This is a genomic window from Saccharothrix sp. NRRL B-16314 (assembly GCF_000716595.1).
Classification (GTDB): domain Bacteria; phylum Actinomycetota; class Actinomycetes; order Mycobacteriales; family Pseudonocardiaceae; genus Actinosynnema.
This window is the reverse complement of sequence record NZ_JNXC01000001.1, coordinates 21,459-47,431: the sequence shown is the minus strand read 5'-3', so window position 1 is coordinate 47,431 and position 25,973 is coordinate 21,459. Positions and strand designations below refer to the sequence as shown.

Genomic DNA, 25,973 nt, shown 5'->3' with positions numbered 1-25,973 from the left:
GCCCGCCCACCGCGCGCGGTCACCGTCCCGACCGGCCGGATTGATTGCGTTTCACCAGTTCAGGGGACTTGTTCTCCAGTTGTGAATCGGGCCGATCAAGCGCATGCTCGACGTAGGACCTGCCACCGGCGGAAGCCCGAGCCGAACCGCCGGCGGCACGCCCGGAAGGGGTAGGTGGTGCGGTGCAGGTAAGTCCTCGCGATGACGATTCGCGTTCGGACCGCAACCCCGCGGGCGGAGCGGTCATGAGACCGGCCCGGTCGCGAACGTGAGCGGTTGGACGAGGTTTTCGAGCGCACGGCGCCACAGGCGCCATCGCCGCGCTTGACGATGTTGACCCGGCAAGTCTGAGGGCGCCGTCTCCACCGTCGGCGCCGACCGCGGTCCACGCCGACCTCGTCACGAATGGTTTCGTCATCTCCACATGGGAATACCCCGGGTTGCGGTGCCCCGACGTCGGGTCCCGCACCCGGGGCTTGTGTATGTCCGGCTTCTGTGTGGACTTTGAGTTGGAGGACGCGCGGTGCAGTTCAACGAGAACGCCGAACTCGACACGTCACAGGTGACCGACCAGCGGGGTGTCGGCGGTCGGGTAGCCATGGGAGGTGGTGGGCTCGGCATCGTCGGCCTCATCATCTACCTGGTGCTGTCGCAGCTCGGCGGTGGTGCGCAGTTGCCGTCCGGCTCCGGGTTCGGCGACGTCGGGCAGGACCAGCAGGTCGGCTCCGAGTCCATCAAGGAGAAGTGCCGGACCGGCGCGGACGCGAACCGCGAGGCCGACTGCCGCGCGGTGGCGTTCATCAACTCGATCCAGGGCTACTGGACCGACCAGTTCGCCCGATCGGGTCGTACCTACCAGGCGGCGCAGACGAACTTCTTCTCCGGCGGCGTGCAGACCAGGTGCGGCAACGCGTCGTCCGCGGTGGGGCCGTTCTACTGCCCGGCGGACGCGCAGGTGTACATCGACCTCGGGTTCTTCCAGGAGATGCAGCAGAAGTTCGGCGCGACCGGCGGGCCGTTCGTCGAGGCGTACATCCTGGCGCACGAGTACGGGCACCACATCCAGAACCAGCTGGGCACGTCCGACCGGGTGGGCTCGGGGTCCGGGCCGACGTCGGACTCGGTGCGGCTGGAGCTGCAGGCGGACTGCTACGCGGGCGCCTGGGCCAACCACGCGCAGACCGTGCCGACGGCGTCCGGGCAGCCCCTGATCACCGGCGTGACGCAGGACGACGTGAACGCGGCGCTGGACGCGGCGGCCCGGATCGGCGACGACTTCATCCAGGGCGAGCTCGGCGGCGGTCGCATCGACACGACCCAGTTCACCCACGGCACGTCGGCGCAGCGGCAGAAGTGGTACACGACCGGCTTCGAGACCGGCGACCCGGCGCGCTGCAACACGTTCGACACGGACGACCTGGGCTGAACACCGGACCGGACGACCCCTCGCCGGCGCAGCACGGGCCGGTGAGGGGCGTCAGGACTGCTCGGTCAGCACCTTCGAACACCTCGCCAGCAACGCCCGCAGGGTCTCCCGCTCGGCCGCGCTGAACTCGTCCGCCAGCCGCCGTTCCACCGCGGACGCCCGCGCGTCGGCCACCTCGAACGCCGCGCGCCCCGCCTCGGTCAGCCGGGTCTCCAGGACGTTGCGGTGCACCTCGTGCGGCAGGCGGGCGATCAGGTCGGCGGCTTCCAGGTTGCGCAGGATCGTGGTCATCGTCTGCGGCGTCACCCGGCAGCGGCGCGCGAGCTCGGCGGCCGAGACACCGGGGTGCCCGTCCAGCACGAGCAGCGTCGCGTACTGCGCGACCGTCAGCCCCGCCGGTCGCACGGCCTGCTGCTTCACCAGCATCAACTCGTGCTCCACGCGCTTGATGTCGCCACCAAGGCGCTCCTCGACCGGCATGCCCATGGTCCGATCGTAAACGCGTTGACGGTTATCAGGAGTCTGATATAGCTTCGAGCACGTACTCGACCACGTGAACGGAGTGCTATGCGTGTCCTGATGGTATTCGTGCTGCTGATCCTCACCGCCGCGCCGGCGTCGGCCCACGCCGCACCGGAGACGATCACCGGCAGATCCGCCGAACTGCACCCCGAGGGCATCACCTGGGACCCGCTGCGGCGGACGTTCCTGCTCAGCTCGGTGCGCCACGGCACGGTGGAGGTCGTCCGGCCGGGCGGCGCCACCAAGACCCTGATCAGCGACCCGCGGATGGTGTCCACGTTCGGCGTGCACGTGGCCGGCGACCGCGTCTACGTCGCGTACGGCGACATGGGCGTGGGCCTCCGGTCCACCCCGGACACCACCTACCGGGCCTCCGGGCTCGGCGTCTTCGACCTCGCTACCGGACGTCCGCTGCACGTGGTCGACCTCGCGATCGGCCCCGGCCGGCACGCCGCCAACGACGTCGCCGTCGACCGCGCCGGCAACGCCTACGTCACCGACCCGGCCGCCGACGCGCTCTACCGGGTCGACCACCGCGGCCACGCCACCGTCCTCGCCCGCGACCCCCGGCTCGGCAGCGCCACCATCGGCCTGAACGGGATCGCCTGGCACCCCGGCGGTTTCGTGCTCGCGGTCCGCTACGACACCGGTGCGCTGTTCAAGGTCACCCGCGGTGGCCAGGTCTCCGAGGTCGCCCTCGACCGACCGCTGGTCGGCGGCGACGGCCTGGACCTGCGCCCGGACGGCTCCCTCGCCGTCGTCACCAACTCCCTCGGCGCACCAGGGGAAGCGGCCGTCAGCGTGCTGCGGTCGAACGACGGCTGGCGCACCGCCCGCACCACCCACCGCGCCGCGCCGTGGGGCGACGACGAACCGACCACGATCGCCCGGTCGCCCCACGGCAGTTTCGTGGTGGACGGCAACCTGGGCACCCTGGTCACCGGCGCGGGAGTGTCCGATGTGTACACGCTGCGACGGTTCGCCGAAAGCGCCGGGCACTGACCGGGCGAGGCACTGACTGGGCGAGGCACTGACCGGGCGAGGCACTGACCGGGCGAGGCACTCGGCGTAACGCCGGAACCGCCGTTCGGGCGGAGCCAGGTGTCGCGGGAACCACACCCCCTACCGCCTGACGCGGTGTTAGCGTCGCTGACCAACTGCGAGAACCGGGAGTGTGGTCGTGACGACGCTGGAGGCGATCCTCGTCGTCCTGGCCGGTGTGTTCGCCGGTGGGATCAACACGGTGGTCGGCTCCGGCACGCTGGTGACGTTCCCGGTGCTGCTGGCCGTCGGCTACCCGCCGGTGGTGGCGAACGTCTCCAACAGCCTCGGCCTGGTGCCCGGCTCGCTCAGCGGCGCGTTCGGCTACCGGCGTGAGCTGACCGGCCAGGCGGGCCGGGTGAAGCGGCTGCTGCCCGCGTCGGTGCTCGGCGCGGTGGTCGGCGCGATCCTGCTCGTGGTGCTGCCGGAGGACGCGTTCTCGGCGATCGTCCCGGTGCTGATCGCCATCGCGCTGGTGCTGGTGATCGCCCAGCCGTGGCTCAACCGCAAGCTGGCCGAACGGGAACGGCAGGAGCACGGCGGGCTCGCGCTGTGGGTCGGCGTGTTCCTGGCGGGCATCTACGGCGGCTACTTCGGCGCGGCCCAGGGCGTGCTGGTGATGGGGCTCATGGGCGTGCTGATGAGCGAGCACATCCAGCGGATGAACGCGCTGAAGAACGTGCTGACCGCGTTCGTGAACCTGGTCGCGGGCGTGCTGTTCATCTTCATCGCGGACGTGGCGTGGCTCGCCGTGCTGCTGCTGGCGGTCGGCTCGGTCGTCGGCGGTCAGCTCGGCGCGAAGGTCGGCCGCCGACTCCCACCAGCGGTGTTGCGCGGGGTGATCGTGCTGGTGGGAGTCGTGGCCATCGCCCAGATGCTGACCCGGTGAACGGTCAGCGGGTCAGCGGGTCAGGCGGTCAGCCGGTGAACGAGGTCGCGGCGGCGAGGAACGCGTCGTTCTCCTCCGGCTCGCCGATCGTGACGCGCGCGCCGTCGCCGACGAACGCCCGCACGACCACCTTGTGCGCCAGGCAGTGCTCGTTGAACGCCGCCGTCCGCTCACCCAGCGGCAGCCACACGAAGTTCGCCTGCGACTCCGGCACCTCGAACCCGGCGGCCAGCAGCGCGTCGCGCACCCGCGTCCGCTCGGCCACGATCGCCCGGCACCGCGTCATCAGCTCGTCCTCGGCGTCCAACGACGCCAGCGCGGCGACCTGCGCCAGCGCGTTCACGCTGAACGGCACGTAGACCTTGCGCAGGGTCTCGGCGACGGCGGGCGACGCCACCGCGTACCCGACGCGCAGCCCGGCCAGCCCGTACGCCTTGGAGAACGTGCGCAGCACGGCCACGTTGTCCCGGCCCGCCGCCCACTGCGCCTTCGCCAGCTCGACGCCGTCCGGCACCTCCGGGTCGGCCACGAACTCCTTGTACGCCTCGTCGATCACCACGAGCACGTCCGACGGCACCCGCTCGATGAACCGCTCGATGTCCGCCGCGCGCAACGCCGTACCGGTCGGGTTGTTCGGGTTGCACACGAACACCAGCCGGGTCCGCGGCGTGATCGCGGCGGCCATCGCGTCCAGGTCGTGCTCGTGACCACCGGTCAGCGGCACCCTCGTCTGCCGCGCGCCGACGACGGCGGTGACGATCGGGTACGCCTCGAACGAGCGCCACGCGAACAGCACCTCGTCCTCGCCGGTGCAGGTCGCCTGGATCAACTGCTGGCACAGCGTCACCGAGCCGCAGCCGACGGCCAACTGCTCGACGGGCACGCCCAGCTTGTCGCCCAGCCGCGCCACGAGCTCGGTGGCGGCGGTGTCCGGGTAGCGGTTCACCGCGGTGGCCGCGTCCGCGATCGCGCGCACCACGCTGGGCAGCGGTCCGGCCGACACCTCGTTGCTGGCCAGCTTGATCGCGCCGGGGATGGTCTTGCCGGGCACGTATGCGGGCAGAGCTACGAGATCGGCACGGGTTCGGACGGTCATCCAAGGACTCCCTTCGGGGTTCTGAGCTGGACGTTAGCCCGTGAAAGACCCGGATGGGGCATACCTGCCGTACGGATGCTCACGTTGACTGCCGTTTACCCCCACGTGGAAGGGTTGCCCCATGATTGCTACCCGCACCGAGACGCTCTCCCTCACCGACGGCCGTGAGCTGCGGCTGACGGTCGCCGAGCCGGAGAACGCCGTCCGCGGCGGCCTGGTCGTCCTCCACGAGGCGCGCGGCGTGACCGACACCGTTCGCGGACTGGTCAGCTCGCTCGCGGCGGAGGGGTGGCTGGCGGTGGCGCCGCACCTCTACGACGAGGTGTCCGGCGACGAGGCGCCGGCCATGGTGAGCACGCTGTCCGGTGAGGCCGTGCTGGCCGACACCGACGTCGCGTTCGTGTGGCTCGGGCAGCAGGGCGTCAGCCAGGACCGGATGGGCGTCATGGGCTTCGACCTCGGTGGAGCGGTCGCGATGGTGGTCGCGGGAAGCCGAACCATCGGCGCCGCCGTCACGGTCGGTGGCGGCGGCATCCTGGAACCGCTGGCCGAGGGGCTGCCGTCGCTGGTGGAGGTGGCGGAAGAGCTGACGTGCCCGTGGCTCGGGCTGTACGGGGACGACGACGCCGAGATCCCGTTCAGCGACGTGGAGAAGCTGCGCGACGCTGCGGCGGCTGCTCCCGTGGCGACCGACGTGGTCCGGTTCTCCGACACCAGCCACCGGTTCGACACGACGCCGGGGGCCAGTGCCGAGGCGTGGCAGCGCGCGTTGAACTGGTTCGACTCACATCTTCGCTAAGCAACTGGTCGGAGGCTTGGAACCGAACGTGCTTACCGGTACATCTAAGGAAGGCGTCCGGAAGCGTGATTCGGTCGACGTCGGCTAACGCGCGGTGGGCCTGCGGCGAAGCGCAGTGCAGGGGGTAGTGATGAGCGACGGGAACACGGTCTCATTCACGGCGGGTGCACCCACGGTGCAGATACCGCCGGGCTTCACGCTGTCCGGGGCGGGCCAGCCGGCCTTCGGCGCGCACGCGCCGGTGGCCGACGTGCCGGTCCCCGGGCCGCCGGTCGCCGAGGCTCCTGCTGCCGAGGCTCCTGCTGCCGAGTCACCGGCTGCTCAGGCGCCGGCTGTTGAGGCGCCGGTTCCCGATGTCCCGGTCGTTGAGGCACCGCTCGCGAACGTGCCGGTCGCTGAGGCACCGGTTGTGGACGTCCCGGTCGCTGAGGCGCCGGTCGCGAACGCGCCGGTCTCCGACTCGCCGGTCGCGGAGGTGCCGGCTGTGAGCACGCCGAGCTCTGAGCTGCCGATCTCTGCGATGCCGGTTCCCGGGACGCCTCTTCCCGAGGTGCCGGTGGCGAACGCGCCGGTTGCCGAGGTCCCGATCTCCGGCACGCCGATCTCCGGCACGCCGATCTCCGGCACGCCGATCTCCGGCACGCCGGTCGTGGACGGCCCCGTCGCCGGTGTTCCGGTCGCGGGTGCGCCGGTCGCCGATCTGGGCGCTGCCGCGCCGCTCCCCGCGCCGCCGGTTGCCGCCATGCCTGCCACCGCACCAGTTGCCACCGCACCAGGTGCCGGCGCACCGGTTGCCACGGCACCAGGTGCCGGCGCACCGGTTGCCACGGCACCAGTTGCCGGCGCACCTCTCGCCGGCGCGCCGGCGGTCACCGATCCCAACGCCACCGTCACCCTGCCGGCCGGGTTCACCGGAGCACCGGTCCCTCCCGCACCCGTGGCGACCGCACCCGCGGCTGCCGCGCCGCCGGCTGAGGAACCCGCGGCGACGGCGCCCGTCAAGGACAGCTTCACGGAGGCCGCGCAGACCGACCTGGCCAAGGCCACCACGGCGCTCGGCGCGGTCGACAAGGAGTCCGTCCAGCTCGACCTGGACAAGCAGGGCGTCGAGGACCTGCTCAAGCTCGTCTCCCAGGCCCGGAGCCTGGTCGACAACGTGCACGGCCGGGCGGTCAACAACCTCGACGTCGAGCTGAAGTTCGGCAACAACTGGGTGAGCGACGCGATCAGCCGTCGGCTGCGCGAGGTCGCGGTGGGCCACGAGGAGTCCGCGGTCCACGTGATCGGTGACTTCATGCAGGTGCTCTTCGAGGTCGAGGAGACCATCCGCGAAGCGGCGCGGAACCTGGAGCGCGCCGACGACGAAGCAGCGGACGCGTTCGGGGCGGCTGGGGAGGCCAAGGGCTGATGGGCGACAACAAGCACGGCGGCAATCACGGCGGCCAAGGCAACCAGGGCAGTCACGGCGGCCAGGGTCACGGCGGTCAGGGCAACGGCGGCCAGAACATCGGCCACCACGGCGGCCAAGGTGGCCAGGGCCAGGGCGGCGGTCATGGTGGCGGTCACGGCGGCGGTCACGGCCACCAGAAGCACACCGACCTCGGCCAGAAGGTCGACTGGATGACCTACAGCCACCAGCAGCTGTGGGAGATGATCAACACCGGCGTCGACCTCAAGGCCGCGGGCAGTGCCCAGACCGACTGGGCGACCGTCGGCAAGGCGCTCGGCGAGGTGCAGGAGCTGCTGGCCAAGGCGATCAGTCGGTCCACCCAGGCTTGGGAGGGCGAGTCGGCCGAACGCGCCCGCGAGGCGCTGGAGTCGGTCGAGAAGTGGGCGCTGCACACCAGCGAGCACGCCGACAACGTGGCGAAGTGCATCGCCACCGAGATCGACCACGTGCAGACGGCGCGCGAGATGATGCCGCCGCCCGCGCCCGCGCCGCCGGTCGTCACGCCCGTCGCCGACGTTCCGTCCACGCCGGTGGCCACCCCGACCCCGATCGCCACGCCGAGGTCGCCGCTGATCGGACGTCGCGCGGAGGACTTCGGCTACCGGGCGGTGTCCCCGATCGCCGAGGAGAGCCTCGTCACGAACCCGCGGCTGACCACGCGGACGCCCGGCGCGTTCACCGGCATCGACACCATCGCCGCGCCCGCGGTCGACTCGGTGCTGACCGCCGACGCCACGCACCGCCAGGCCGCCGAGGTCATGGCGATGTTCCAGCTGAACTCGTACGAGGTCGACCGGACGGTGCCGTCGTTCAGCCCGCCGACCAACCCGGTCGCACCCACCCCTCCGCCGCAGCCGCCCGTGACGCCGACGACCCCGCCCGTGACCGACGGCGGCGGCGGCGGCGCCGCCAACCCGGTCGTGACGAACCCCGGCGGCCAACGCCCCGGCGGCACGTCCCCGCAGTCCGGTCGTTCCGGCTTCGGCGGACGTGGCACCTTCACCGGTTTCGGTGGCGGCGGTCGCGGCCCCGTGTCCATGCCGACGCCCGTCGGCTCGGCCGGCGGTGGCTCCGGCCCGCTGGCCGGTCCCGGCTCGGCGACGGGTGCGCTCGGCGACCGCGGCGGCTCGGCCAACCCCGGCAGCGTGACCAGCCAGTTCCAGGCGCCGAAGTCGGTGACGCCGCAGGCGGGCATGATCGGCGCCGCGCCGATGGCCGCACCGCCGCCCGTCGCCGGTGGCGGCGCCGACGACCGCGACCGCAGCCGTCCCAACTACCTGGAGGACGACGACAACGTCTTCGGCGTCGACCGCAAGGCCGCACCCCCGGTGATCGGCCTGTGACCGAGCGCGTCTTCCGGCTCACCGAAGTGGAGTTCTTCCTGCTCTGGCAGGCCGTCCACCGGGACGCCCACCCGGTGCCGCTCGGCACCAGGCACTTCGGGCACACCCAGCAGGAACGGGCCAGGCTGGTCGAAACCGCGTCCCGCGACCTGGCGGCACGCGGTTTCGGCACGGTCGAGCGGCCCGACGAGGAGCTGTACGGGCTGCTGCGCGGCCTGGCCGAGTTCGAGATCGGCCTGGAGGTGTTCTTCACGCTGCGCGGTGAACAGGCACGCGGCCTGGCCACCGCCGCGTGGCACGGCGCGTTCGCGGGCCGGCTCGGCAGCCAGGTGCAGGTCGCCGGGTTCCGGCCGACCGCGCTGGCCGCGACCACGGTCAACACCCTGCCACCCGCGCGACCAGGCGGCGGCCGTTCGGTGAACGTGCGCTGGGACGACTACCTGGCCGCGGGCCGGGCGGGCGAGAACGACGGCAGCGAGGGTTTCCTCGACGTGCTGCGCGGCGTCGGCCTGCGCGAGCCGGAGGCCAACACCCTGATGCGCGCCGTGACGACCCGCAGCGGCGGCGGCCAGGTCGGCGTGATCGCCCGCAACCGGGCGGGGTACCTGCACCCGACGGGAGCCGTGGTGTCGTGGCTGGACACCACCGAGGGCCGCTACCTGGTCCGGCGGGACGACGGGTGGCTCGTCATGGCGCCCGCGGACGCCCAGCGGTTGATCTCGGCGGTCGAGGGACTGGTGGCGGGCGCCGGCCGGAACTGACCCGGTGTGTGGATGCCTACTGTGGTTCCGGGCCGTCCGATCGGCTAGGAACTTCAGGTATGACCGAGATGCGTGCCGGCGCCGCCGCCGGCGAGGCGGAAGTCCTGTGGCGCCCGGACCCCGATCGGGTCCAGGACAGCCGGATGACCGCGTTCCGCTCCTGGCTGGCCACCGCCAAGGAGCTGGACTTCCCCGACTACGAGTCGCTGTGGGAGTGGTCCACGACCGACCTGGAGGGGTTCTGGGGCGCGATCGCGGAGTTCTTCGAGGTGGTGTTCCACAGCCCGCCCACGGGCGTGCTGGAGGCTCCGGTGATGCCCGGGGCGTCCTGGTTCCCCGGCGCCACGCTGAACTACGCCGAGCACGCCCTGAGGGGCGCGGACGGTGACCTGGCGGTGGTCTTCCACCGCGAGGACGGCTTGTCGTCGCAGTTGACGTACGGCGAGTTGCGTCACCGGGTGGCGGCCGTGCGCGCCGGGTTCGTGGAGATCGGCGTTCGTCCGGGCGACCGGGTGGTGGCGCTGGTGCCGAACTCGCCGGAGGCGCTGATCGCGTTCCTGGCGGCGGCGTCGCTCGGTGCGACCTGGTCGTCGTGCTCGCCGGACTTCGGCGCGCGGGCGATCGCGGACCGGTTCACCCAGATCACGCCGACGGTGCTGGTGACCGTGGACGGGTACCGGTACAACGGGCGGGCGTTCGACGTGCGGTCGACGGTGGAGAAGCTGCGGGCGGAGATCCCGTCCCTGCGCGCCACCGTGATGATCGACTACGTCGGCGGCACCCCGCTTCCCGGAGTCGTCACCTGGGACTCCCTGCTGGCTGCGCACGCCGACGCCGAACTGGCGTTCGAGCCGGTGCCGTTCGACCACCCGTTGTGGGTCCTGTACTCGTCCGGGACGACGGGGCTGCCCAAGGGGATCGTCCAGGGGCACGGCGGCATCGTCGTGGAACACCTCAAGATGCTGGCGCTGCACAGCGACCTCGGCCCGGGGGACCGGTTCTTCTGGTTCACCACCACCGGCTGGATGATGTGGAACTTCCTCGTCTCCGGCCTGCTGGTCGGGTCGACGATCGTGCTGTACGACGGCAGTCCGGCGCACCCCGACCTGAACGTCCTCTGGCACCTGGCCGAACAGCACCGCGTGACGTACTTCGGCACGTCCGCGCCGTACATCCAGTCGTGCCTGAAGGAAGACCTCCACCCAGCGGCTCGCTACGACCTCACCGGGCTCCGCGTCGTCGGCTCGACCGGTGCGCCGCTGACCCCCGAGGGCTTCCGCTGGATCGCGTCGGCCGTCGGGTCGGAGGTCCAGATCGCCTCGGTGTCCGGCGGAACGGACCTCTGCACCGCCTTCGTGGCCGCGGCCCCCGACCGTCCCGTGTGGCTGGGCGAACTGTCCTGCCGTGCCCTGGGTGCCGCGGTCGAGTCGTACGACGAGTCGGGCAAGCCGGTGATCGAGGAGGTGGGCGAACTGGTGATCACGAAGCCCATGCCGTCGATGCCGGTGTTCTTCTGGGACGACGAGGACGGCTCGAAGCTCCACGACGCGTACTTCGACACGTTCGAGGGCGTCTGGCGGCACGGCGACTGGATCCGCGTCACCCGCAGGGGTTCGGCGGTCATCTACGGCCGCAGCGATTCCACCCTGAACCGGGGTGGGGTCCGGATGGGCACGAGCGAGTTCTACCGTGTGGTCGAAGGCCTGCCCGGCGTGGCGGACTCGTTGGTGATCGACACATCGGGTGCGGGTCAAGCAGACGGTGAGCTGCTGTGCTTCCTGGTCCTCGACCCGGGGGTGACGTTGGACACCCTCGAGCCGCGCCTGCGGGCGGAGCTGCGGACCAACCTGTCGCCGCGGCACGTGCCGAACAGATTCGTGGCCGTCGAGGAGATCCCCAGGACGCTGAACGGGAAGAAGTGCGAGGTGCCCGTGAAGAAGATCCTGGCCGGCACCCCGCCGGAGCGCGCGGTGAGCCTCGACGCCCTCCGGAACCCGGCCTCACTGCGCCCATTTTTGGATCTGGCACGAGACCTACCTCACCCCGCCGGCTCCTGACCTGGCGTTGAACGCACCCCCAACCCTTGCCGCATGCCTCCTGACCAGGGAGGATGCGGCAAGGAGGGGGGCGTTTTGCCAGTGCGGTGGGGTCATGTGTAATCTATGCGTCGTAGCCGAGGGCTCCGGGAGGCTTCGCCTAGTCTGGTCTATGGCGCCGCACTGCTAATGCGGTTTGGGTTTATCGCCCATCCCGGGTTCAAATCCCGGAGCCTCCGCAACACCCGACTTCGGTCGGGTGACAACTGAATACGACGCGCTCGTAGCTCAACGGATAGAGCATCTGACTACGGATCAGAAGGTTGCAGGTTCGAATCCTGCCGAGCGCACCAGAGTCAGAGGCCCTGTGGAGAAAGTTCCACAGGGCCTCTGAACGCATTGTCACTGAGGTTCACCTCCTGGCAGCGGCTGAGCCTCAGCGTCCTCTCTCCCAGATCAGGCCGACGACCTCGCCGTCCACCTGACCGACGGCCCCGTCGCCGCACACCACGACACCGCCACCTCTTTCGCCGAGGCGTGGCAGCGGCACAGGTGCGTTGTGCAGGCACGCACCTGCGGTTCGTCGCTATCGCCTCGGCACGCTTACCCCGCCGGAACCGATCCCAGAGGGCCGAAGTCGCGTTGCGGGTACGGAGGACTGTGAGCGAGTCGTCGACGGGTCAAGCGATCGGCCCTCGGGTTCACCTGACGGCCTACGACTGGCGGGCTGACGCCGGTCCGGTGGAGTGCCTGTTCGGACCGGCGTCAGGACGTCACCGCGGGACGAGGCTGGTTCGCTCCTCCAGCGTTGCCGCCAAGCGGTCGATCTGCGCGTCCATCTCCATCCTCCGGCGGGCTTTGGCGGTTCGGTCCTCGCCCCCGATCTCCTCGACCCCCGTCCGCAGCTTCTGCCGGAACCGGAGTTCCTGGAGCTCGAAGTCGACCGAGTCACGTTTCTCGCTGGCCCTCAACTGCAAATCGTGCAGACGGCCGGAGACCGCGAGTTGTTGACGCAGCCGCGCGTCGTACTCGGTGCTGGTACTCATCATCTTGCTGAGTACCGGCAGGCAGTCCAGCGCGATCAGCAGCAACGCCAGCAACAGGTGTGCCATGAGGACCGTGAAGTGCTTGGCCGACAAGCTGCCCAACGCCTCGAACTCGTCCAGGATGCCGCGTTCGGTGAGGTTCCCGCGTTTCTCCTCGATCTTCGCGCTGATCGCGGAGTTGACCTCGCGTTCGGTTCGGCTCGCGGCGTCGGAGACCTTCGCGGTGAGGTCGGAGACTTGGCGATCGGCGGTGACGAGGTCCGCGTGCAGCTGGTCGACCTGGTTGTCACGGCGGAACTGGTCGGCCTTCTCCCGGTTTCTCGTGCACTCAGGGCCTTCGCCGGGCACCGCCGTCAGGCCCGGACCACCGCGGCCCGCGCACTCGTCCCGGGCCAACCCCTCCAACTCGGCCAACCGGGCGTCGACGTCGCGCACCTTCACCGCCAGCGCGTCGCGGTTCGACGTGGCACGCATCAGCTCGTCCACCACGCTCTGCGGTCGCTCGCTGATCACCACGAGGAACCCGGTGCACGACGCGTCGGTCAGGATCTCTCCCGACGGCGGGTTGCAGCGCTTCAACGTGCTCCCGTAGGCGTCGATCTCCGCCTTGCGCGTCTCCCGGATCTCGTTGTCGATCGACTGGTGGAACACGGCCAGTACCAGCGGCTCGGCGATGACGGCGCCAAGCAACACGGAGAGCAGCAGGCGGGGCAGGTAGGTGCCGAGCAGCGACGTGCGCGCCGCGCCGTGCGTGCTGGAGATCAGCCAGCTGTCGACCGTCACGATGATCACCGCCCACATCACGTCGGCGAACAGCAGCCACCAGTGGTTGCCCAGCACACTCGTGAGCGCCAGGTGCATCGACACGGCCGCCAGTAGACCGGTGTTAAGCACGATCAGACCCAGGCGCGTGTAGCGGGGCCGCTCCTCCGGCACCCAGTCGAGCACGTCCTCGTTGATGCCGATCATCCGCCGCAGCAACCTGGGCAGGCCGCGCTGCGGCATCACCGGGCGCAACGCGCCGATCGCGACGTCGTTCGGCAGCGACGCCCGCACCGGCCGGTCGACCGGAGGCGGTTCCAAGCCGACCCGACCGAGCTCTGCGACGGACGGACGCTCGTCCAGGGCCGTCATGCCTCCACCTTCGTGCTGCGGTCGTCGTCGACGAAGTCCGGGTCGTCGGGGAGATCGGGCTGGTCCGGCGGTGCGGTGATCGCCCGGTCGTCGTCGGACGTCCCGACCGCCGTCGGTCGGGTGCCGAGGAGATCGGTGACCAGCCGGTTGAGCCCGGGCCCTAGATTCGCCGTGTCGAGGTGGCCCTGAGCGGCCAGCGCTTTGACCACGTCGAGCTGCGCGTCCAGCTCCTTCATCGCGACCGCGTTCTCCAGGTGCCGGTCCTCGCGCTTCCACTCCGCCTTCCGCAGCGCGTCCGCACGCTCGGTTTCCCGCTTCGCGCGGTACTCCTCCAGGGCGAAATCACGTTGGGCCTCGTCGCGTCGCGCCTGCGCCTCGATCTCCCACCGGCGGTCCTCACGGGACCAGGACTCGTGGCGCAGTTCGGCCTGCTGCCGGTGCAGCACGTCGGCCCGCTCCGCTTCCCACCGGAGCCGTTCCTGCGACCGTTCGTGATCGACTGCCAGCCGCAGGTCGTCGCGGTCCTGCCCGATCTCGCGCTCCTGCCTCCTGCGCAGCTCGTCCGCGACCTCCCGCGTGGTCACCTCGCCCGCGGCGTGGGCCAGGTACAGCGCGGCGATCGGGTCCGACCCCACCACCTCGGCGGTCCGCATGAGCTCCCGGCGGATGTGCTCGCGCCGCATCGCGTCAAGCGAACGACTGTGCTCGGTGTCGTGGACCTCGGCCGACTGGCGGTGCACCTGCTCCAGTTCGTGCAGCCGGTGGTCGTGACTGAGCTGGGTCGTCTTCACGGTGTGCGTCTGCTGCGCCTCGCGCAGCTTCGCCACCAGTTCGGCCACCTGCGTGGGCGTCATGACCTCGACGCTGGCCAGGGTGACGGTCAGACCGGCGAAATCCGGCGGCTCGATGGTGTTGTAGGCCCGGATCTGGGCGTCGAGCTTGCGGCGCAGGTCGTTGATGTCCTTGAGGTCGTAGTCCAAGCCCAGCTGGAAGATCCGCTGGTGGCCCTTGAGATAGCTGGACAGCATGGCGGCGGCGTCGCTGCCACCGGTGTGCACGACCGCCACCGGATCCACCACGGTGCACAGGAACGCCACGCGGAGCGTGAAGTTCGCCGCGTCCCGCGACGGGATGACGAGCTCGGCGACCACTTCGGTGTCCGCGGTGACGTCCACCACCGACACGTGCGAGGCGTCCGCCACCGTGGGCGAGTCGAGGGGCAGGTCGGTCGTGTCCAACACGTACTGGTTGCGCGTGCGGTACACGCGCTGGTGACCGGCGAGCACCAGCGGCACCTCCTCCCGCAGGCGGCCTCGGCTGCGGCTGAACACCCGCTTCGGGGGTAGCGGTTCGAGCACGCGCTCGGTGATCACCGGATACGGCTGCTTCTCCATGGAGTGCTCCCAGTCAGGAGACGCGTCCTTTGAGCGCGTCGAGAACGGCGTCCACCAGGGACTTGATGTCGGTGTCCTTCTTGCGCGCGGCCACGACTCGGAAGTCGGTGTCCAACGCGTCGTGCTCCCCCGGAGGCAGGGCGGCGCGCAGCACCGCACCCAACGTCCGTGCGCTCCTGCGCGCGTCGGGGTCGTTGTGGGCCATGTCTTCGAGCAACCGGCGCAGCGCGTTGATCGCCCGCAACCGCAGGGGCCGGAAGACCAGCACGCTCGCCAACAGGCGGATCACCACGTTGGCGTGCTCCGGGTGTTCTTCGAGGTGGAGCAGCACCGCGGACCGCTTCGTGCCGGGTTTGCGCGACTCCAGCAAGGCGAGCGCGGTACGCATGGCCACCGCGCGGCTCGCCGGCCGTGCCTCCGGACCGGTGAAGCGCTCCACCTTGTCCCGCAGGTAGTGCAGGACGAGGTGCGCGTTGTCCGTGTCACGGACGAGAGTGGCGAACAGCTCGCCGAACACATGCTCGACGTCGCCGTCCACGGCGTGCGATTGGGTGCACACCGTCCAGAGGCGGCGGCGCGCGTCATGCGGGTAGCGGATGCCGAGCCCGCCGATGAACGCCATCGCCGCCACCCACCGCTGCTGCGGCTTGCCGCGGTCGATCCAACCGACCGCGATCTTCAACGCCGCGGGCGCCAAGACCTCGTCGTAAGCCATCAGGTGCAGGACGTAGACGGCCACGCGTTGACCCGCCGCACGCCGTGCACCGCGTGCCCAGCGGTCCAGCACGCGCACCACCTCGTCCAAGGCGACGGCGGCGAGTTCGGCGAGCCCGACCGCGACCGGCACCTCGTAGCGGAGGTCGGTGACGATCTCGTCCAGCCACTCGACCACCGCGTCCCAGAACACGACGTCCATGCGCTGCCACAGCTGCGCCAGCACGTGCCGGTGGTACTCGCGCTTGGCGAACACCAACGCGCCCCGCGTGCCAAGCTCGGTGTGCAGCGTCTCGGTGGTCACCAGCTTGTTGGTCAACAGGCTTTGCCGCAGCTGCGGCAGCCGGTCGGGCTCCAGCACGTCGTCCGACGCGCTAGGCATGTCGCGGTCCAGCACCTCTTGGAGCAGCCGCAGCGCCGCCTCGAACGTCCGCTCGTCGACACCGACGGCGAACCCGAGCGTGGTGACCTCCAACGCCCCACGCCGGTCGGCCACCTCGAACCACTCGTCGACCTCGACCCGCACCCGTGTGTCGAGGTGCTCCAGCGCCAGGTCGAGAGGCAAGCCGCGGTTGAGCCGCTCGGCCAGTCCGACCACGTCGCGCACGCTGTCGATCGACGCCAGGGCCTCCCTCAACACCGGCTCTTCTTCGGCGGGCAGCGTGCCGTTCCAGTACGCCCGCAGCACGTGCTCGACGGCGGGTGCCCGCCAGGCGACGTGGCAAGTCCGTTCCGCGGTGGCCATCGGCGGCCCGGTGATCACGAGGTAGCACTCGCGCTCCCGCACGCGGTCGCGCACGACCCGCCACTCGAAATCGGACTCCCCACTGTGCTCGGCGACGCGGTCGACCACGAGGTAGCCGCAGTGGCGGTCGTAGTCGTACTCGGCGAGTTCGGCCGGAGAGACGTGCGGCGACATCAGGTAGAACGGTTGGTCGGTGACCTCGCGCAGCAACTTGAGCGCGGACGAGCGCTTGCCCGTGCCGGAAGCGCCGCACAGGACGAGCAGGTGGTCCTTGGCGAGCCGCTCCACGGCGCGTCCGAAGCCGTCCGGGCTGACGAACCGGCTGAGCGCGGAGATGTCGCTTTCGTCCACCCGGCCCGTCGCCCGGGTGAGAGGTCTGCCGGACCACCCGCCGCCCACGGTCTGCGCGCCCAGCACGGCGCGGTCGAACCGGGGGTTGTAGAGGTTGACCTGGACCTTGTTCAAGGTTTCCCGGTCGTACCCGGAGACCGGGCTCTCGCCGGACTCCTCGGCGGGTGCCGGGTCCACTGTGTCCACTTGCTCGGCGATCACCGCTCGAACCTGTTCTGCACGCCGATGACGACGTTGCGGCCCCGGACGTCGCCGTGCACGGTGGTGTTGTGGCTGCCCGGCACGGCGGCACCCGGCACGGGGACCGCAGTGGGTTCACGCTCGGGCTCGCTTCCAGGGGAGGCGGTCTGGTCGAGGGTGATCGCGTGCACGTCGAAGCCCGGCAAGTGCAGCCAGGCCGTGCTGTCGAACGTCTTGGTGACCACGGGCACCTCGCGGAAGTCGTCGGGGGCCAGCCGGGTGTGGCCCTGCACCACCAGATCCGCGTACAGCAGCGGTGACAGCAGGACGACCAGGACGGCGTCCGGGCAGGCCTTGAGCGCCTTGCGGCCGGGTGCGCTGTCGACCATGCGGCTCACGGTCACCACGCCCGCGCCGGCGTAGCCGTTCGGCGTCGCGCGGACGAGTCCTTGGTGGACGGCCACACGCAGCCGTAACCTGAGCTCACGCCGTGCCGTGCCGTTGTGGGCGGCCAGCGCGACCGCCAACGCCGAGGGCAGGTCGTCGACGACCCGCTTCTCGGCCGTCTCGGCGGGCAGCACGGCCAGTTGGCCGTCACCGGAACCCTGGACCTGCCAACGGGCCAGGTCGAAGCCGGCCCGCGCGGCGGCGTCTTCCACGACGTCGACCAAGGCCCGTTGCACCAGGTCCTGGTCGACGTCGGTGCGTGCGCTGTAGTTCTCCACGTCCAGGTTGAGCAGGACGCGGCGGGTGAAGTCGTCGTCCACGGGGCTTCCTCCACGTCGTGGGGGTATGGCGAAAGTCTGTGTGCCGATCAGGCCGAAGACTTCGGATAAATCAGGAGTTCGGAGAACCCGTCGGGTCAGTCGCCGTCGGCGAGGTGGCGCAACGCCTCCAGGTCACGGATGCGGACTCCTCGGTAGCGCGCCGTCACCAGTCCCTTGGACTTGAGAGCTTTCAGCGCGACGCCCACCGCGTCCGGCTTGGCACCGATGAGCCTGCCGAGTTCTTCCTGCGACACGTCGACGCCGAGGTCGATCCCGAGCGGACCGGGCACGCCGTGCGATCCGGCCAGGTCCACCAGCACCCGCACGAGTCGGTTCTCAACGTGGTAGGAGGCGAAGTCGGCGCGCCTGCGGTTGGCCCAGTCCAGGCGGTCGAAGATCAGCGCGCACAACGCGTGCCACGCCTGGGGGTTCCGGTCGAGGTAGGCCAGGAACTGTCGCCGTTCCACGGCCTGCACGAGGAGGTCGGCGCAGGCCGTCACGGTGGCCGAGCGCGTCGGGGCCTGGCCCAGCGCCGCGCCCTCGCCGATCACGTCCCCGGTGACGCGGACGCCGAGCAGTGCTTCGGAGCCGTTCTGCGCGAGCCGGGTGACCTTCGCGCACACCGTGCCGCCCGAGGTCGCCGACCTGAGCAGGAACACGTCCGTCTCGTGGTCTCCTTGGCGGGTGAGGTGCTCGTTGGCGCGCACGACGCGTTGTCCGCCGAGGCGGAGCAGTCGGTCTCGCGCGCTTGGGTCGAGCCGGGAGAGGTAGGTTCCCGGAAGCCACTCGGGTCGGGTCGGTGCTTGTGACAACGTTGGTCTCCCGTCGCCGTTGTGCAGCGAGAACCGCACCTCAAGATCGACTCTGAGAGTGACGGTTCGTAGCTGGGAAGCTCCCCACTCGTACAGCCGATTCGGTACTTATCTAGATGGTGTTGCCGCTGTGGGTGATGCGGAAGGTTACCTTGCCCTCGGCAGTGCCTGCTTCCGGGTGGCGACAACTGCTTTACCGGATGAAGATCATCTTCGCTCGGTGTCATGTTGCGCTCTTAGTGGCTTGTTTCGGCTGTTCAGACGGCCTTGAAGGGCATCTCCGAGGATTGTTCGTATTCCTGTCGACAACGAATGTCGAGGGCTGTCGCGACGATTTGACGCGCGGTAGGGAAGCGCTGTGGGGAATTGACTGTGCAATGCCTGTCGTGTGTCGGTGTGCCGATCGTAGGCGTTCGTCCCGGTCTGGAGGGCCGCAGGACTCGATGTCAAAGATCCTTGACATCGAGTCAAGTAGAGCCGACACTAGCCATGTCAAAGTTTTTTAACATGGGGGTGTGGGATGTCGTACGAGGAGAGGGGGACCTGGGTGTACCTGGTGGTCAGCGCGCTGACCTACCTCGGGTACGTCTGGGTCGTCCTCAGTCGGGCCGGTGGCGGGGCGGCAATCACGGACGTCGAGTACGTGGCCCCTCTGCTGTGGTCCATCGGGATCTCGATCGGGCTGGCCATCGTCGGTCGGATCGCCGTTGAAGTGGCACGGCCGAGTGAGAGCCACAAGGCCGACGCGCGTGACCGGGACATCCACCGGTTCGGCGAGCACGTGGCGGGCGGTGTGCTCGGTACCGGCATGGTGTTGCCGTTGGGGCTCGCCCTGGCCGAAGCGCCGCACTTCTGGATCGCCAACGCTATCTACGCCGTCTTCACGTCGTGGGCCGTGTTTGGCGCAGCGGTCAAGTTGGTCGCCTACCGGCGGGGTTTCTGAATGGGCAAGCCGACCAGGATCACCAATTCGATCCGCGCCCTCCGCTTCGCGCACGGCGAGATGACGCAGGCGGAACTCGCCAGGCGCATCGACGTCACGCGCCAGACCGTCATCGCCATCGAGCAGGGTCGCTACTCGCCCTCACTGGAAATGGCGTTCCAGATCGCCCGGGTCTTCAAGGTCCCGCTAGGCGACGTGTTCCAGTACCCGGAGGACGAGACATGAGAGCGATCATCCAGGACTCGTACGGCGCACCCGAAGACGTGCTGAGGGTCGCCGAGATCGAGAAGCCCGCGATCGGGGACGGCGAAGTGCTGGTGCACGTCCGGGCCGCCGCCGTCACCGGGACCGACTGGCACCTGCTGCGCGGCCTGCCCTACGCGGCGCGGTTGGTGGTCGGGTTGCGGCGTCCGCGGAACCGGGTGCCGGGGTTGGAGTTGGCCGGCACGGTCCAGGCCGTCGGACCGGGCGTCACGACCGTCGAGGTCGGTGACGAGGTGTTCGGCTGGTGTGACGGCGCGTTCTGCGAGTACGTCGCCGTGCCCGAGAACCAGGTGACGGCCAAGCCCTCGAACCTCACGCCCGAACAGGCCGCGGCGGTGCCGATCGCCGGGTTCACGGCACTCCAGGCGGTCCGGGACAAGGGGAGGGTCGGCACCGGCGACAAGGTGCTGATCACCGGCGCTTCGGGGTGTGTCGGCACGTACGCGGTCCAGTTGGCGAAGCACTACGGCGCCGAGGTGACGGCGGTGTGCAGCGCGGGGAAGGCGGCGATGGTCCGGGACCTCGGCGCGGACCACGTGCTCGACTACGCGGCCGGCCCGGTGACCGCGACCGGTTTCGACGTCGTCGTCGACCTCTACGGCAACCCGCCGCTGCGCACGCTCAAGCGCGTGCTCAAGCCGGGCGGCACGGTCGTCCTCGTCGGCGGCACGGGCGGGCGGTGGTTGATGGGCATGGACCGGTGGGTCCGCGCGGCGTTCGCGGCGCCGTTCCTCCGCATCAAGACCCGGCCGCTCGTGCACAAGGACCGCCTCGACGACCTCGTGCTGCTCCGTGAGCTCATCGAAGCCGGCGCCGTCACCCCGGTGCTGGACCGGACGTACCCGCTGGCCGAGGCCGCCGCCGCGGTCGAGGACGTCCGGCAGGGCCGCGTGCGCGGTCAGGCCGTCGTCACCCCGTAGGCCACGTCGACGGTGCCGGCGGGAGCACGACCGGTGGGCGGTCGTCGCACGTGATCGTGTTCGGCAGCAGCCACGGCGCGAGCCAGCCGTCGTTGCCGCCGAGATCGCCCACCGCGAACTCCGACCCCGCCGGCGTGAAGTGGAACGAACCGCAGTTGTTCACCGGCACCGCGCCGACGTTGCGCGCGTCCACGTTCTCGAACGTCGCCGACCCGGCCGACCGCGCGCTCAGCACCGACGTGCCGGTCCCGTCCACCCGGACGTCCTTGAAGTGCACGTTGTCGATCGAGTGCAAGTCCTTCACCGACCACTCGCTGACGAACATGATCGCGTTGTAGGTGTTGTCCAGGAAGTGGTTCCCCACCACCCGCACGTCCGCGTCGATGTCCCGCTCCAACGCGTAGAACCAGATCGCGCCGAGCCCGATCCTCCAGTTCAGCTCGAACGTCCCGGCCCGCACGGTCGTGTTGTCCGTGACGAGGACCTGCCCGGTGAACGGCTGCGCCCCGAACCGCGACCCGAGCTGGATACCGCTGCCCTCCCGCACCGGGTCCGCCACGAGGTTGCCCACGACCGCGTTGTCCGCGCCGCCGTACAGGGCGATCCCGTTGGCCAGCACGGGCGACTGCACGGTGTTCCGCTCGAACCGGTTCCCGGCGTTCTGCTGGTGCTCCGACCACATCGCGAGCCCGTCGTCGCCGGTGTTGCGGATGAAGTTGCCGCGCACCGACGACCCGGTGACGCCGGTGTGGAAGTTCAGCGCGTCGGCGATCTGGTCGACGACGATGTTGTCGGTCACCCGGACGTTCGACATCGGCCCGTCGAACCACAACCCGACTTTGGTGTGGTGGATGTGGAGCCCGGAGATCGTGGAATCGCTCAGGGCGCCGCCGATCCCGTTGACCTGATCGGTGTCGATGCGCTCCCGCACGTCGCCTTCCAGCGCGAACCCGCGCAGGTGGACGTTGCGGCTGCCGCCCTCCGCCGCGGGCCGGCCGTAGAAGCCGACCCCGGTGTGCGTCGAGCCGTCCGGCGCGGGTGTCGGGAGCGCGACCGAGCGGCCCTTGATCACGGTGTGCCAGTTGCCCGCGCCTTCGACGGTCACGTCGTCCACCACGATGTGCCGGTCGACCTGGAACGTGCCCGGCGGCACGTACACCGGCAGCCCGCGCCGCTTGGCGAACGCGATGGCCCGGTCGAACGCGTCGGCCGAGTCGCGTCGGCCCGTCGGGTCCGCGCCGAACAGCAGCACGTTCGACGCGACGGGGTTCACGTGCGGCGCGCCCACCAGTTCCGAGTCGAGCAGGTCGATCACGGTCCACGCGGCGTTCGTGCCGGCGGGCGCGGTGAGCCGGACGCGGTCGCCCGCGCGGTGCGTGCGACCGAGCTTCAGGCGCTGCTCGTCGTAGAAGTGGCTGGGGCGGAACGGTTTCTGCACGACCGGCGTGGGCGTGGTCTGGGACGGCACGCACGCGCACTCGGTGATCCACCAGTCCGGGTGCAGCAGGTCGGCGTTCGGGTCGTTGGAGAACGGGTACTGGTTGTACAGCCACGCGTACTGCGAGGTGAGCGTCATGGTCTTGCGGTGCTTGCCGTTCACCGTCACGTCGAGCGGCGCGGTGATGCCGCCGCCGGTCGGCGCGTCCGGGATGCTGTAGCGCACGGTGATCCCGTTGGCGGCCTTCGGCAGGGTGAACTCGACGTGCTCGCCGGGCGCGAGCCGGACCGCCATCCGGCCGGACGCCTCGGACGGCAGCGAGTAGGCGGTGCGGTCGGGGCCGATGACCGTGCCGGTGGTCGGCACGTTCTCCGCTTCCTGCTCCAGGAACGCCACGTCCGCTCCCCGGCCCGCGACCAGCGCCGGGTCCAGCGCGGCCCTGGTCACCACCGGTGCCGGCGCGGCGTGGGCGGTGCCGCCCACGACACCCGAGCCGACGACACCCGCGCCGATGACGACCGCCGCGCAGACCGCGGACCACCGTCCGACCCCGCTGGAGCTCCACGACATCGCCGACTCGTTTCTCTCGCGCTGGCAGGCGTCGTGACCCTAGGTGGGCTGTGCGCCGCATCACAAGAGCTTGGCGGGAATTTTCGTGGAACTGTCGACTGCTTGCGCAGATGAGCCGCTGACTTGCGCTTCTTTACCGCAAACCGGTGTCAACGACCTGCCAGCTCGGCCAACACGCCGTCGGTGAACGGCGGCCACGCCGTCACGGCCCACTTGCCGAACGGCCGGTCGGTCAGCACGACGCACGCCACCCCGGCGTCCGGGTCGACCCACAGGAACGTCCCGCTCTGCCCGAAGTGCCCGAACGTCCGCGGCGAACTCGTCGCGCCGGTCCAGTGCGGCGACTTGGCCGCCCGGACCTCGAACCCGAGGCCCCAGTCGTTGTTGTTCTGCAGCCCGTACCCCGGCAGCACCCCGCGCAGCCCCGGGTACGCCACCGACGTCGCCTCCGCCACCAGCTCGGCGGACACCAGCTTCGGCGCCTGCACCTCGGCCGCGAACCGGACCAGGTCCGACGCGGTCGACCACGCGCCCGCCCCGGCGTGTCCGTCCAACGTGGACGACGTCATGCCCAGCGGCCCGAACACCGCCTCCGCCAAATACTCCGCGAAGGGGATCTCGGTCGCCGCCTCCACGAAATCCGCCAGCACCCGGAAACCGGTGTTGGAGTAGAGCCGCCTGGTGCCCGGCGCGGCCAGCAGGTCGTCCGAGTCGAACGCCAGCCCGGACGTGTGCGCGATCAGGTGCCGCACCGTCGACCCCTCGGGCCCTGCCGGCTGGTCCCACTCGACCGCGCCCTCCTCCACCGCCACCAGCACGGCGTAGGAGGTCAGCAGCTTGGTCACCGACGCCAGCGCGAACCGGCGGTCGACCGGCCCGTGCGCGCCCAACACCTCGCCCCGCGCGTCGACCACGGCCGTCGCCACGGTCTCGACCGGCCACGATGACACCGCCTTCAAGCTCTCCATGCCGCAGACTCTGCCATGTGTCACCACGTGAGCTGGTCGTGCTGGGTACCTCCAGCCAGGTGCCGACCCGGACCCGCAACCACAACGGCTACCTGCTGCGCTGGGACGCCGAAGGCTTCCTGTTCGACCCCGGCGACGGCACCCAGCGGCAGATGGTGCGCGCCGGCGTCGCGGCGACCGACATCACCAGGCTGTTCGTCACGCACTTCCACGGTGACCACTGCCTCGGCGTTCCCGGCGTGGTGCAGCGCATGTCGCTCGACCGCGTACCGCACGCCGTGCACGCGCACTTCCCGGCCGAGGGCGCGGAGTACTTCGCCCGGCTGCGGCACGCCACCGCGTTCCACGACGTGGCCGACCTCCGCGAGCACCCCGTCACCGGACCGGGCGTGATCGCGGAGGGCGCGTTCGGCCGGCTCGAAGCCCGGCGGCTCGACCACACGCTGCCCGCGTACGGCTACCGCCTGGTCGAGCCGGACGGCCGCACGATGGTCCCCGAACTGCTGGCCGCGCACCGCATCCACGGTCCGGCGATCCGCGAGCTGCGACCACCGCTGCTGGACGAGGTGAGCGTGCCGCGCCGGGGCCAGCGGTTCGCGTTCGTCATGGACACCCGGCTGTGCGACGGGGTGTTCGAGCTGGCCGACGGCGCGGACCTGCTGGTCATCGAGTCGACCTATCTGCACGTCGACGAACCTCTCGCGGTGGAGTACGGGCACCTCACCGCGCGCCAGGCGGCGAAGGTCGCGGCCGAGTGCGGCGTGCGCAAGCTCGTCCTCACCCACTTCTCGCAGCGCTACACCGATCCGCGCCTGTTCCACGACGAGGCGGCGGAGGTGTTCGGCGGAGAGATCGCGGTGGCCGCGGACCTCGACCGCGTCACGGTGCCGAAGCGCAGGTGAGCGCCGGCGCCGGCTTGGCGTGGTGCACGACCACGATCGCGACCACGATCGCGAACGACGACCCCGACCTCGATCCGCACGTCACCGAGGAAGCGCAGCGCGCCGGTGCGGATCAAGGCCGTGACGGCGACGCCACGAGCAGTCGCAGCAGCGTGGCCCAGTCGGGAACCGAGCCGGGATCGGAGACCGAACCGGAGTCGGAGTCGGAGTCGGGGCCTGCCGAGGAGGACTCCGCTCGGCGCATCACTCGGCGCTCTTCTCGGCGGCCCACTTCTCGGCGGCCCACTGGTCGCCGATCAGGGCGTCGAGGTCCGAGCACACCGGTCGCCAGCCCAACGCCCGCAACCGGGTCGTGTCCGCACGCTGCTCGCGCACCTCACCGGGGTGCGCCGCCCGCCGCACGACCGGCACCGGCCGGCCGGTCACCCGCTCCACCGCCTCCAGCACGTCGGCCACGCTCGCCGGCGTCGCACCGACGTTGAGCGCCGCATACCCCTCACCGCAGTGCTCCACCGCCGTCACGAACGCCCGCGCCACGTCCCGCACGTGCACGAAGTCCCGCACCGCCGACCCGTCCCCGAACACCTCCATCGACGGCACCCGCCCGGCCGCCACCCCGCACGCCTTGGTGATCACGCGCGTGTCGTCCCGGTCCCCACCACCCGCGACGTTGAACAACCGCAGCGCGACCGCGCCGACCCGGCCCGTGGCGGCGGCCCACGCCAGCACGTCCTCGGCGGCGGCCTTGGAAGCCGCATAGGGGTTGACCGGGGCACGCGGGCAGTCCTCGCCGACCACCGCAACCCCGGTCGACCCGTACACACCGGCCGTGGACGCCAGCACGAACCGGGGCGGCGGCGACCGCAAGAGGTTCACCGTCCCGCCCACGTTCACGTCGTAGTACCGCACCGGGTCGTCGAACGACTCGCGCACGCGCGCGACGGCCGCCAAGTGCACGACCGCGTCGACATCGCCGAACCCCGCGAGCCCGTCACGCGACTCGTCGCGCGACCGGACATCACCAGTGAAGGGGAGAGCGGTGTGACCAGCGGCCAACAGTTCGGCCATGACCACTCGTCCGACGTAACCGGTGGCTCCGGTGACCAGCACGCGCATGGCGACATCCCACCACCCGGCCACTCGATCGACGGTCATCAACTGGGTGCAAATTGCCCCTAAAGGTGTGGACCGGTGGGGCCGATACAACCCAAGTGAGTTACCCGCATCCAGCCGTGCACTCGAGCATCGAGGGCGTTCTCGCCGAGTACGCCGTGCGTGAGGCCAAGCGGCAGCGCTTCCTGGAAACCGCCGCGGCCATCGTGGCCGCCGCGCCGCAGTCGGTCGACGACACCCTCTTCGGCCTCACGCTGCCGTTCCCCAAGGCCAAGGGGCCGCGTGCTTTCCTGAGCCGGGTTGACCTGGTACTTCGCGACGCCGCTCGATGATCTCGCGCGCCCGTCCC

Annotated in this window: 24 protein-coding genes, 2 tRNA genes and 1 pseudogene; 16 read left to right on the top strand and 11 right to left on the bottom strand. The window is 70.5% G+C overall.

Annotation, left to right across the window (positions count from 1 at the left end):
- The first annotated feature begins 523 nt into the window (after positions 1-523).
- Positions 524-1,426: a KPN_02809 family neutral zinc metallopeptidase gene (gene ypfJ / locus OQ02_RS00230; RefSeq protein ID WP_033436147.1), complete on the top strand. Its 903-nt coding sequence runs from the start codon at positions 524-526 to the stop codon at positions 1,424-1,426.
- A gap of 51 nt (positions 1,427-1,477) precedes the next feature.
- On the opposite strand, the gene OQ02_RS00225 is transcribed toward ypfJ, so the two are convergent.
- Positions 1,478-1,912 carry a MarR family winged helix-turn-helix transcriptional regulator gene (locus OQ02_RS00225; protein WP_231499810.1) on the bottom strand — a complete coding sequence of 145 codons (435 nt, stop codon included), beginning with the start codon at positions 1,910-1,912 and terminating at the stop codon, positions 1,478-1,480.
- An 81-nt stretch (positions 1,913-1,993) separates the two neighbouring features.
- Between OQ02_RS00225 and OQ02_RS00220 the strand changes: the two genes are divergently transcribed.
- Complete coding sequence (locus OQ02_RS00220) at positions 1,994-2,950, top strand: SMP-30/gluconolactonase/LRE family protein (protein ID WP_051771412.1); 957 nt, start codon at positions 1,994-1,996, stop codon at positions 2,948-2,950.
- A gap of 178 nt (positions 2,951-3,128) precedes the next feature.
- A complete protein-coding gene (locus OQ02_RS00215; protein ID WP_033436855.1) occupies positions 3,129-3,878 on the top strand; it encodes a sulfite exporter TauE/SafE family protein in 750 nt (249 codons plus the stop codon).
- A 28-nt stretch (positions 3,879-3,906) separates the two neighbouring features.
- Here the strand turns inward: OQ02_RS00215 and hisC are convergent, their stop codons facing one another.
- On the bottom strand, positions 3,907-4,974 hold the full coding sequence (gene hisC / locus OQ02_RS00210; RefSeq protein ID WP_033436146.1) for a histidinol-phosphate transaminase: 1,068 nt from the start codon (positions 4,972-4,974) through the stop codon (positions 3,907-3,909).
- 121 nt (positions 4,975-5,095) lie between these two features.
- On the opposite strand from hisC, the gene OQ02_RS00205 reads away from it, so the two are divergent.
- Positions 5,096-5,773: a dienelactone hydrolase family protein gene (locus OQ02_RS00205; protein WP_033436145.1), complete on the top strand. Its 678-nt coding sequence runs from the start codon at positions 5,096-5,098 to the stop codon at positions 5,771-5,773.
- Between the two features lie 321 nt (positions 5,774-6,094).
- Here OQ02_RS00205 and OQ02_RS44635 read toward each other — a convergent pair whose 3' ends face one another.
- Complete coding sequence (locus OQ02_RS44635) at positions 6,095-6,415, bottom strand: hypothetical protein (RefSeq protein WP_033436144.1); 321 nt, start codon at positions 6,413-6,415, stop codon at positions 6,095-6,097.
- On the opposite strand from OQ02_RS44635, the pseudogene OQ02_RS47075 reads away from it, so the two are divergent.
- The 7 genes and pseudogenes from OQ02_RS47075 to OQ02_RS00170 all read left to right on the top strand — a co-directional run.
- Positions 6,386-6,748: pseudogene (locus OQ02_RS47075) on the top strand (hypothetical protein); the annotation flags it as partial. The gene OQ02_RS44635 and the pseudogene OQ02_RS47075 sit on opposite strands and share 30 nt — an antisense overlap.
- Positions 6,711-7,181 carry a hypothetical protein gene (locus OQ02_RS00195; RefSeq protein ID WP_033436143.1) on the top strand — a complete coding sequence of 157 codons (471 nt, stop codon included), beginning with the start codon at positions 6,711-6,713 and terminating at the stop codon, positions 7,179-7,181. The pseudogene OQ02_RS47075 and the gene OQ02_RS00195, both read left to right, overlap by 38 nt.
- Positions 7,181-8,566, top strand: coding sequence for a PPE domain-containing protein (locus OQ02_RS00190; protein ID WP_033436142.1), 1,386 nt, complete (start codon positions 7,181-7,183; stop codon positions 8,564-8,566). The genes OQ02_RS00195 and OQ02_RS00190 overlap by 1 nt, the downstream gene beginning before the upstream one ends.
- Positions 8,563-9,327, top strand: a complete 765-nt coding sequence (locus tag OQ02_RS00185) for an ESX secretion-associated protein EspG (RefSeq protein WP_033436141.1) — start codon at positions 8,563-8,565, stop codon at positions 9,325-9,327. Before OQ02_RS00190 ends, OQ02_RS00185 begins: the two co-directional genes overlap by 4 nt.
- A gap of 59 nt (positions 9,328-9,386) precedes the next feature.
- A complete protein-coding gene (locus OQ02_RS00180; protein ID WP_051771409.1) occupies positions 9,387-11,384 on the top strand; it encodes an acetoacetate--CoA ligase in 1,998 nt (665 codons plus the stop codon).
- 128 nt (positions 11,385-11,512) lie between these two features.
- Positions 11,513-11,602 (top strand) — tRNA-Ser (locus tag OQ02_RS00175).
- 38 nt (positions 11,603-11,640) lie between these two features.
- Positions 11,641-11,716, top strand: a tRNA-Arg gene (locus OQ02_RS00170).
- Positions 11,717-12,136: 420 nt separating this feature from the next.
- On the opposite strand, the gene OQ02_RS00165 is transcribed toward OQ02_RS00170, so the two are convergent.
- The 5 genes from OQ02_RS00165 to OQ02_RS00145 form a co-directional block, all read right to left on the bottom strand.
- Positions 12,137-13,543 carry a DUF4407 domain-containing protein gene (locus tag OQ02_RS00165; RefSeq protein ID WP_051771406.1) on the bottom strand — a complete coding sequence of 469 codons (1,407 nt, stop codon included), beginning with the start codon at positions 13,541-13,543 and terminating at the stop codon, positions 12,137-12,139.
- Positions 13,540-14,937, bottom strand: coding sequence for a hypothetical protein (locus tag OQ02_RS00160; RefSeq protein WP_033436140.1), 1,398 nt, complete (start codon positions 14,935-14,937; stop codon positions 13,540-13,542). Before OQ02_RS00160 ends, OQ02_RS00165 begins: the two co-directional genes overlap by 4 nt.
- Positions 14,938-14,950: 13 nt before the next feature.
- Positions 14,951-16,948 carry a hypothetical protein gene (locus OQ02_RS00155; protein WP_051771401.1) on the bottom strand — a complete coding sequence of 666 codons (1,998 nt, stop codon included), beginning with the start codon at positions 16,946-16,948 and terminating at the stop codon, positions 14,951-14,953.
- Complete coding sequence (locus tag OQ02_RS00150) at positions 16,945-17,694, bottom strand: hypothetical protein (RefSeq protein WP_051771399.1); 750 nt, start codon at positions 17,692-17,694, stop codon at positions 16,945-16,947. The genes OQ02_RS00155 and OQ02_RS00150 overlap by 4 nt, the downstream gene beginning before the upstream one ends.
- A 95-nt stretch (positions 17,695-17,789) precedes the next feature.
- Positions 17,790-18,401 carry a Crp/Fnr family transcriptional regulator gene (locus OQ02_RS00145; RefSeq protein WP_051771396.1) on the bottom strand — a complete coding sequence of 204 codons (612 nt, stop codon included), beginning with the start codon at positions 18,399-18,401 and terminating at the stop codon, positions 17,790-17,792.
- Between the two features lie 625 nt (positions 18,402-19,026).
- On the opposite strand from OQ02_RS00145, the gene OQ02_RS00140 reads away from it, so the two are divergent.
- Genes OQ02_RS00140 through OQ02_RS00130 form a run of 3 tightly spaced genes read left to right on the top strand, consistent with a single transcriptional unit; the run spans position 19,027 to position 20,633 of the window.
- Complete coding sequence (locus OQ02_RS00140) at positions 19,027-19,449, top strand: hypothetical protein (RefSeq protein WP_033436139.1); 423 nt, start codon at positions 19,027-19,029, stop codon at positions 19,447-19,449.
- Complete coding sequence (locus OQ02_RS00135) at positions 19,450-19,674, top strand: helix-turn-helix transcriptional regulator (protein ID WP_033436138.1); 225 nt, start codon at positions 19,450-19,452, stop codon at positions 19,672-19,674.
- Positions 19,671-20,633 (top strand): NAD(P)-dependent alcohol dehydrogenase, encoded by a 963-nt coding sequence (locus OQ02_RS00130; protein WP_033436137.1) that lies wholly within the window; start codon positions 19,671-19,673, stop codon positions 20,631-20,633. The genes OQ02_RS00135 and OQ02_RS00130 overlap by 4 nt, the downstream gene beginning before the upstream one ends.
- On the opposite strand, the gene OQ02_RS00125 is transcribed toward OQ02_RS00130, so the two are convergent.
- A complete protein-coding gene (locus OQ02_RS00125; protein ID WP_033436136.1) occupies positions 20,623-22,641 on the bottom strand; it encodes a glycosyl hydrolase family 28-related protein in 2,019 nt (672 codons plus the stop codon). The two genes, OQ02_RS00130 and OQ02_RS00125, sit on opposite strands and share 11 nt — an antisense overlap.
- 149 nt (positions 22,642-22,790) lie before the next feature.
- Positions 22,791-23,609 (bottom strand): serine hydrolase domain-containing protein, encoded by an 819-nt coding sequence (locus OQ02_RS00120; protein WP_033436135.1) that lies wholly within the window; start codon positions 23,607-23,609, stop codon positions 22,791-22,793.
- Positions 23,610-23,626: 17 nt separating this feature from the next.
- Here OQ02_RS00120 and OQ02_RS00115 point away from each other — a divergent pair, with 17 nt between their 5' ends.
- Complete coding sequence (locus OQ02_RS00115) at positions 23,627-24,511, top strand: ribonuclease Z (protein WP_033436134.1); 885 nt, start codon at positions 23,627-23,629, stop codon at positions 24,509-24,511.
- A gap of 243 nt (positions 24,512-24,754) precedes the next feature.
- On the opposite strand, the gene OQ02_RS00110 is transcribed toward OQ02_RS00115, so the two are convergent.
- Positions 24,755-25,666, bottom strand: coding sequence for an NAD-dependent epimerase/dehydratase family protein (locus OQ02_RS00110; protein ID WP_231499809.1), 912 nt, complete (start codon positions 25,664-25,666; stop codon positions 24,755-24,757).
- 77 nt (positions 25,667-25,743) lie between these two features.
- Here OQ02_RS00110 and OQ02_RS00105 point away from each other — a divergent pair, with 77 nt between their 5' ends.
- A complete protein-coding gene (locus OQ02_RS00105) occupies positions 25,744-25,956 on the top strand; it encodes a hypothetical protein (protein ID WP_033436132.1) in 213 nt (70 codons plus the stop codon).
- Positions 25,957-25,973: the final 17 nt, after the last annotated feature.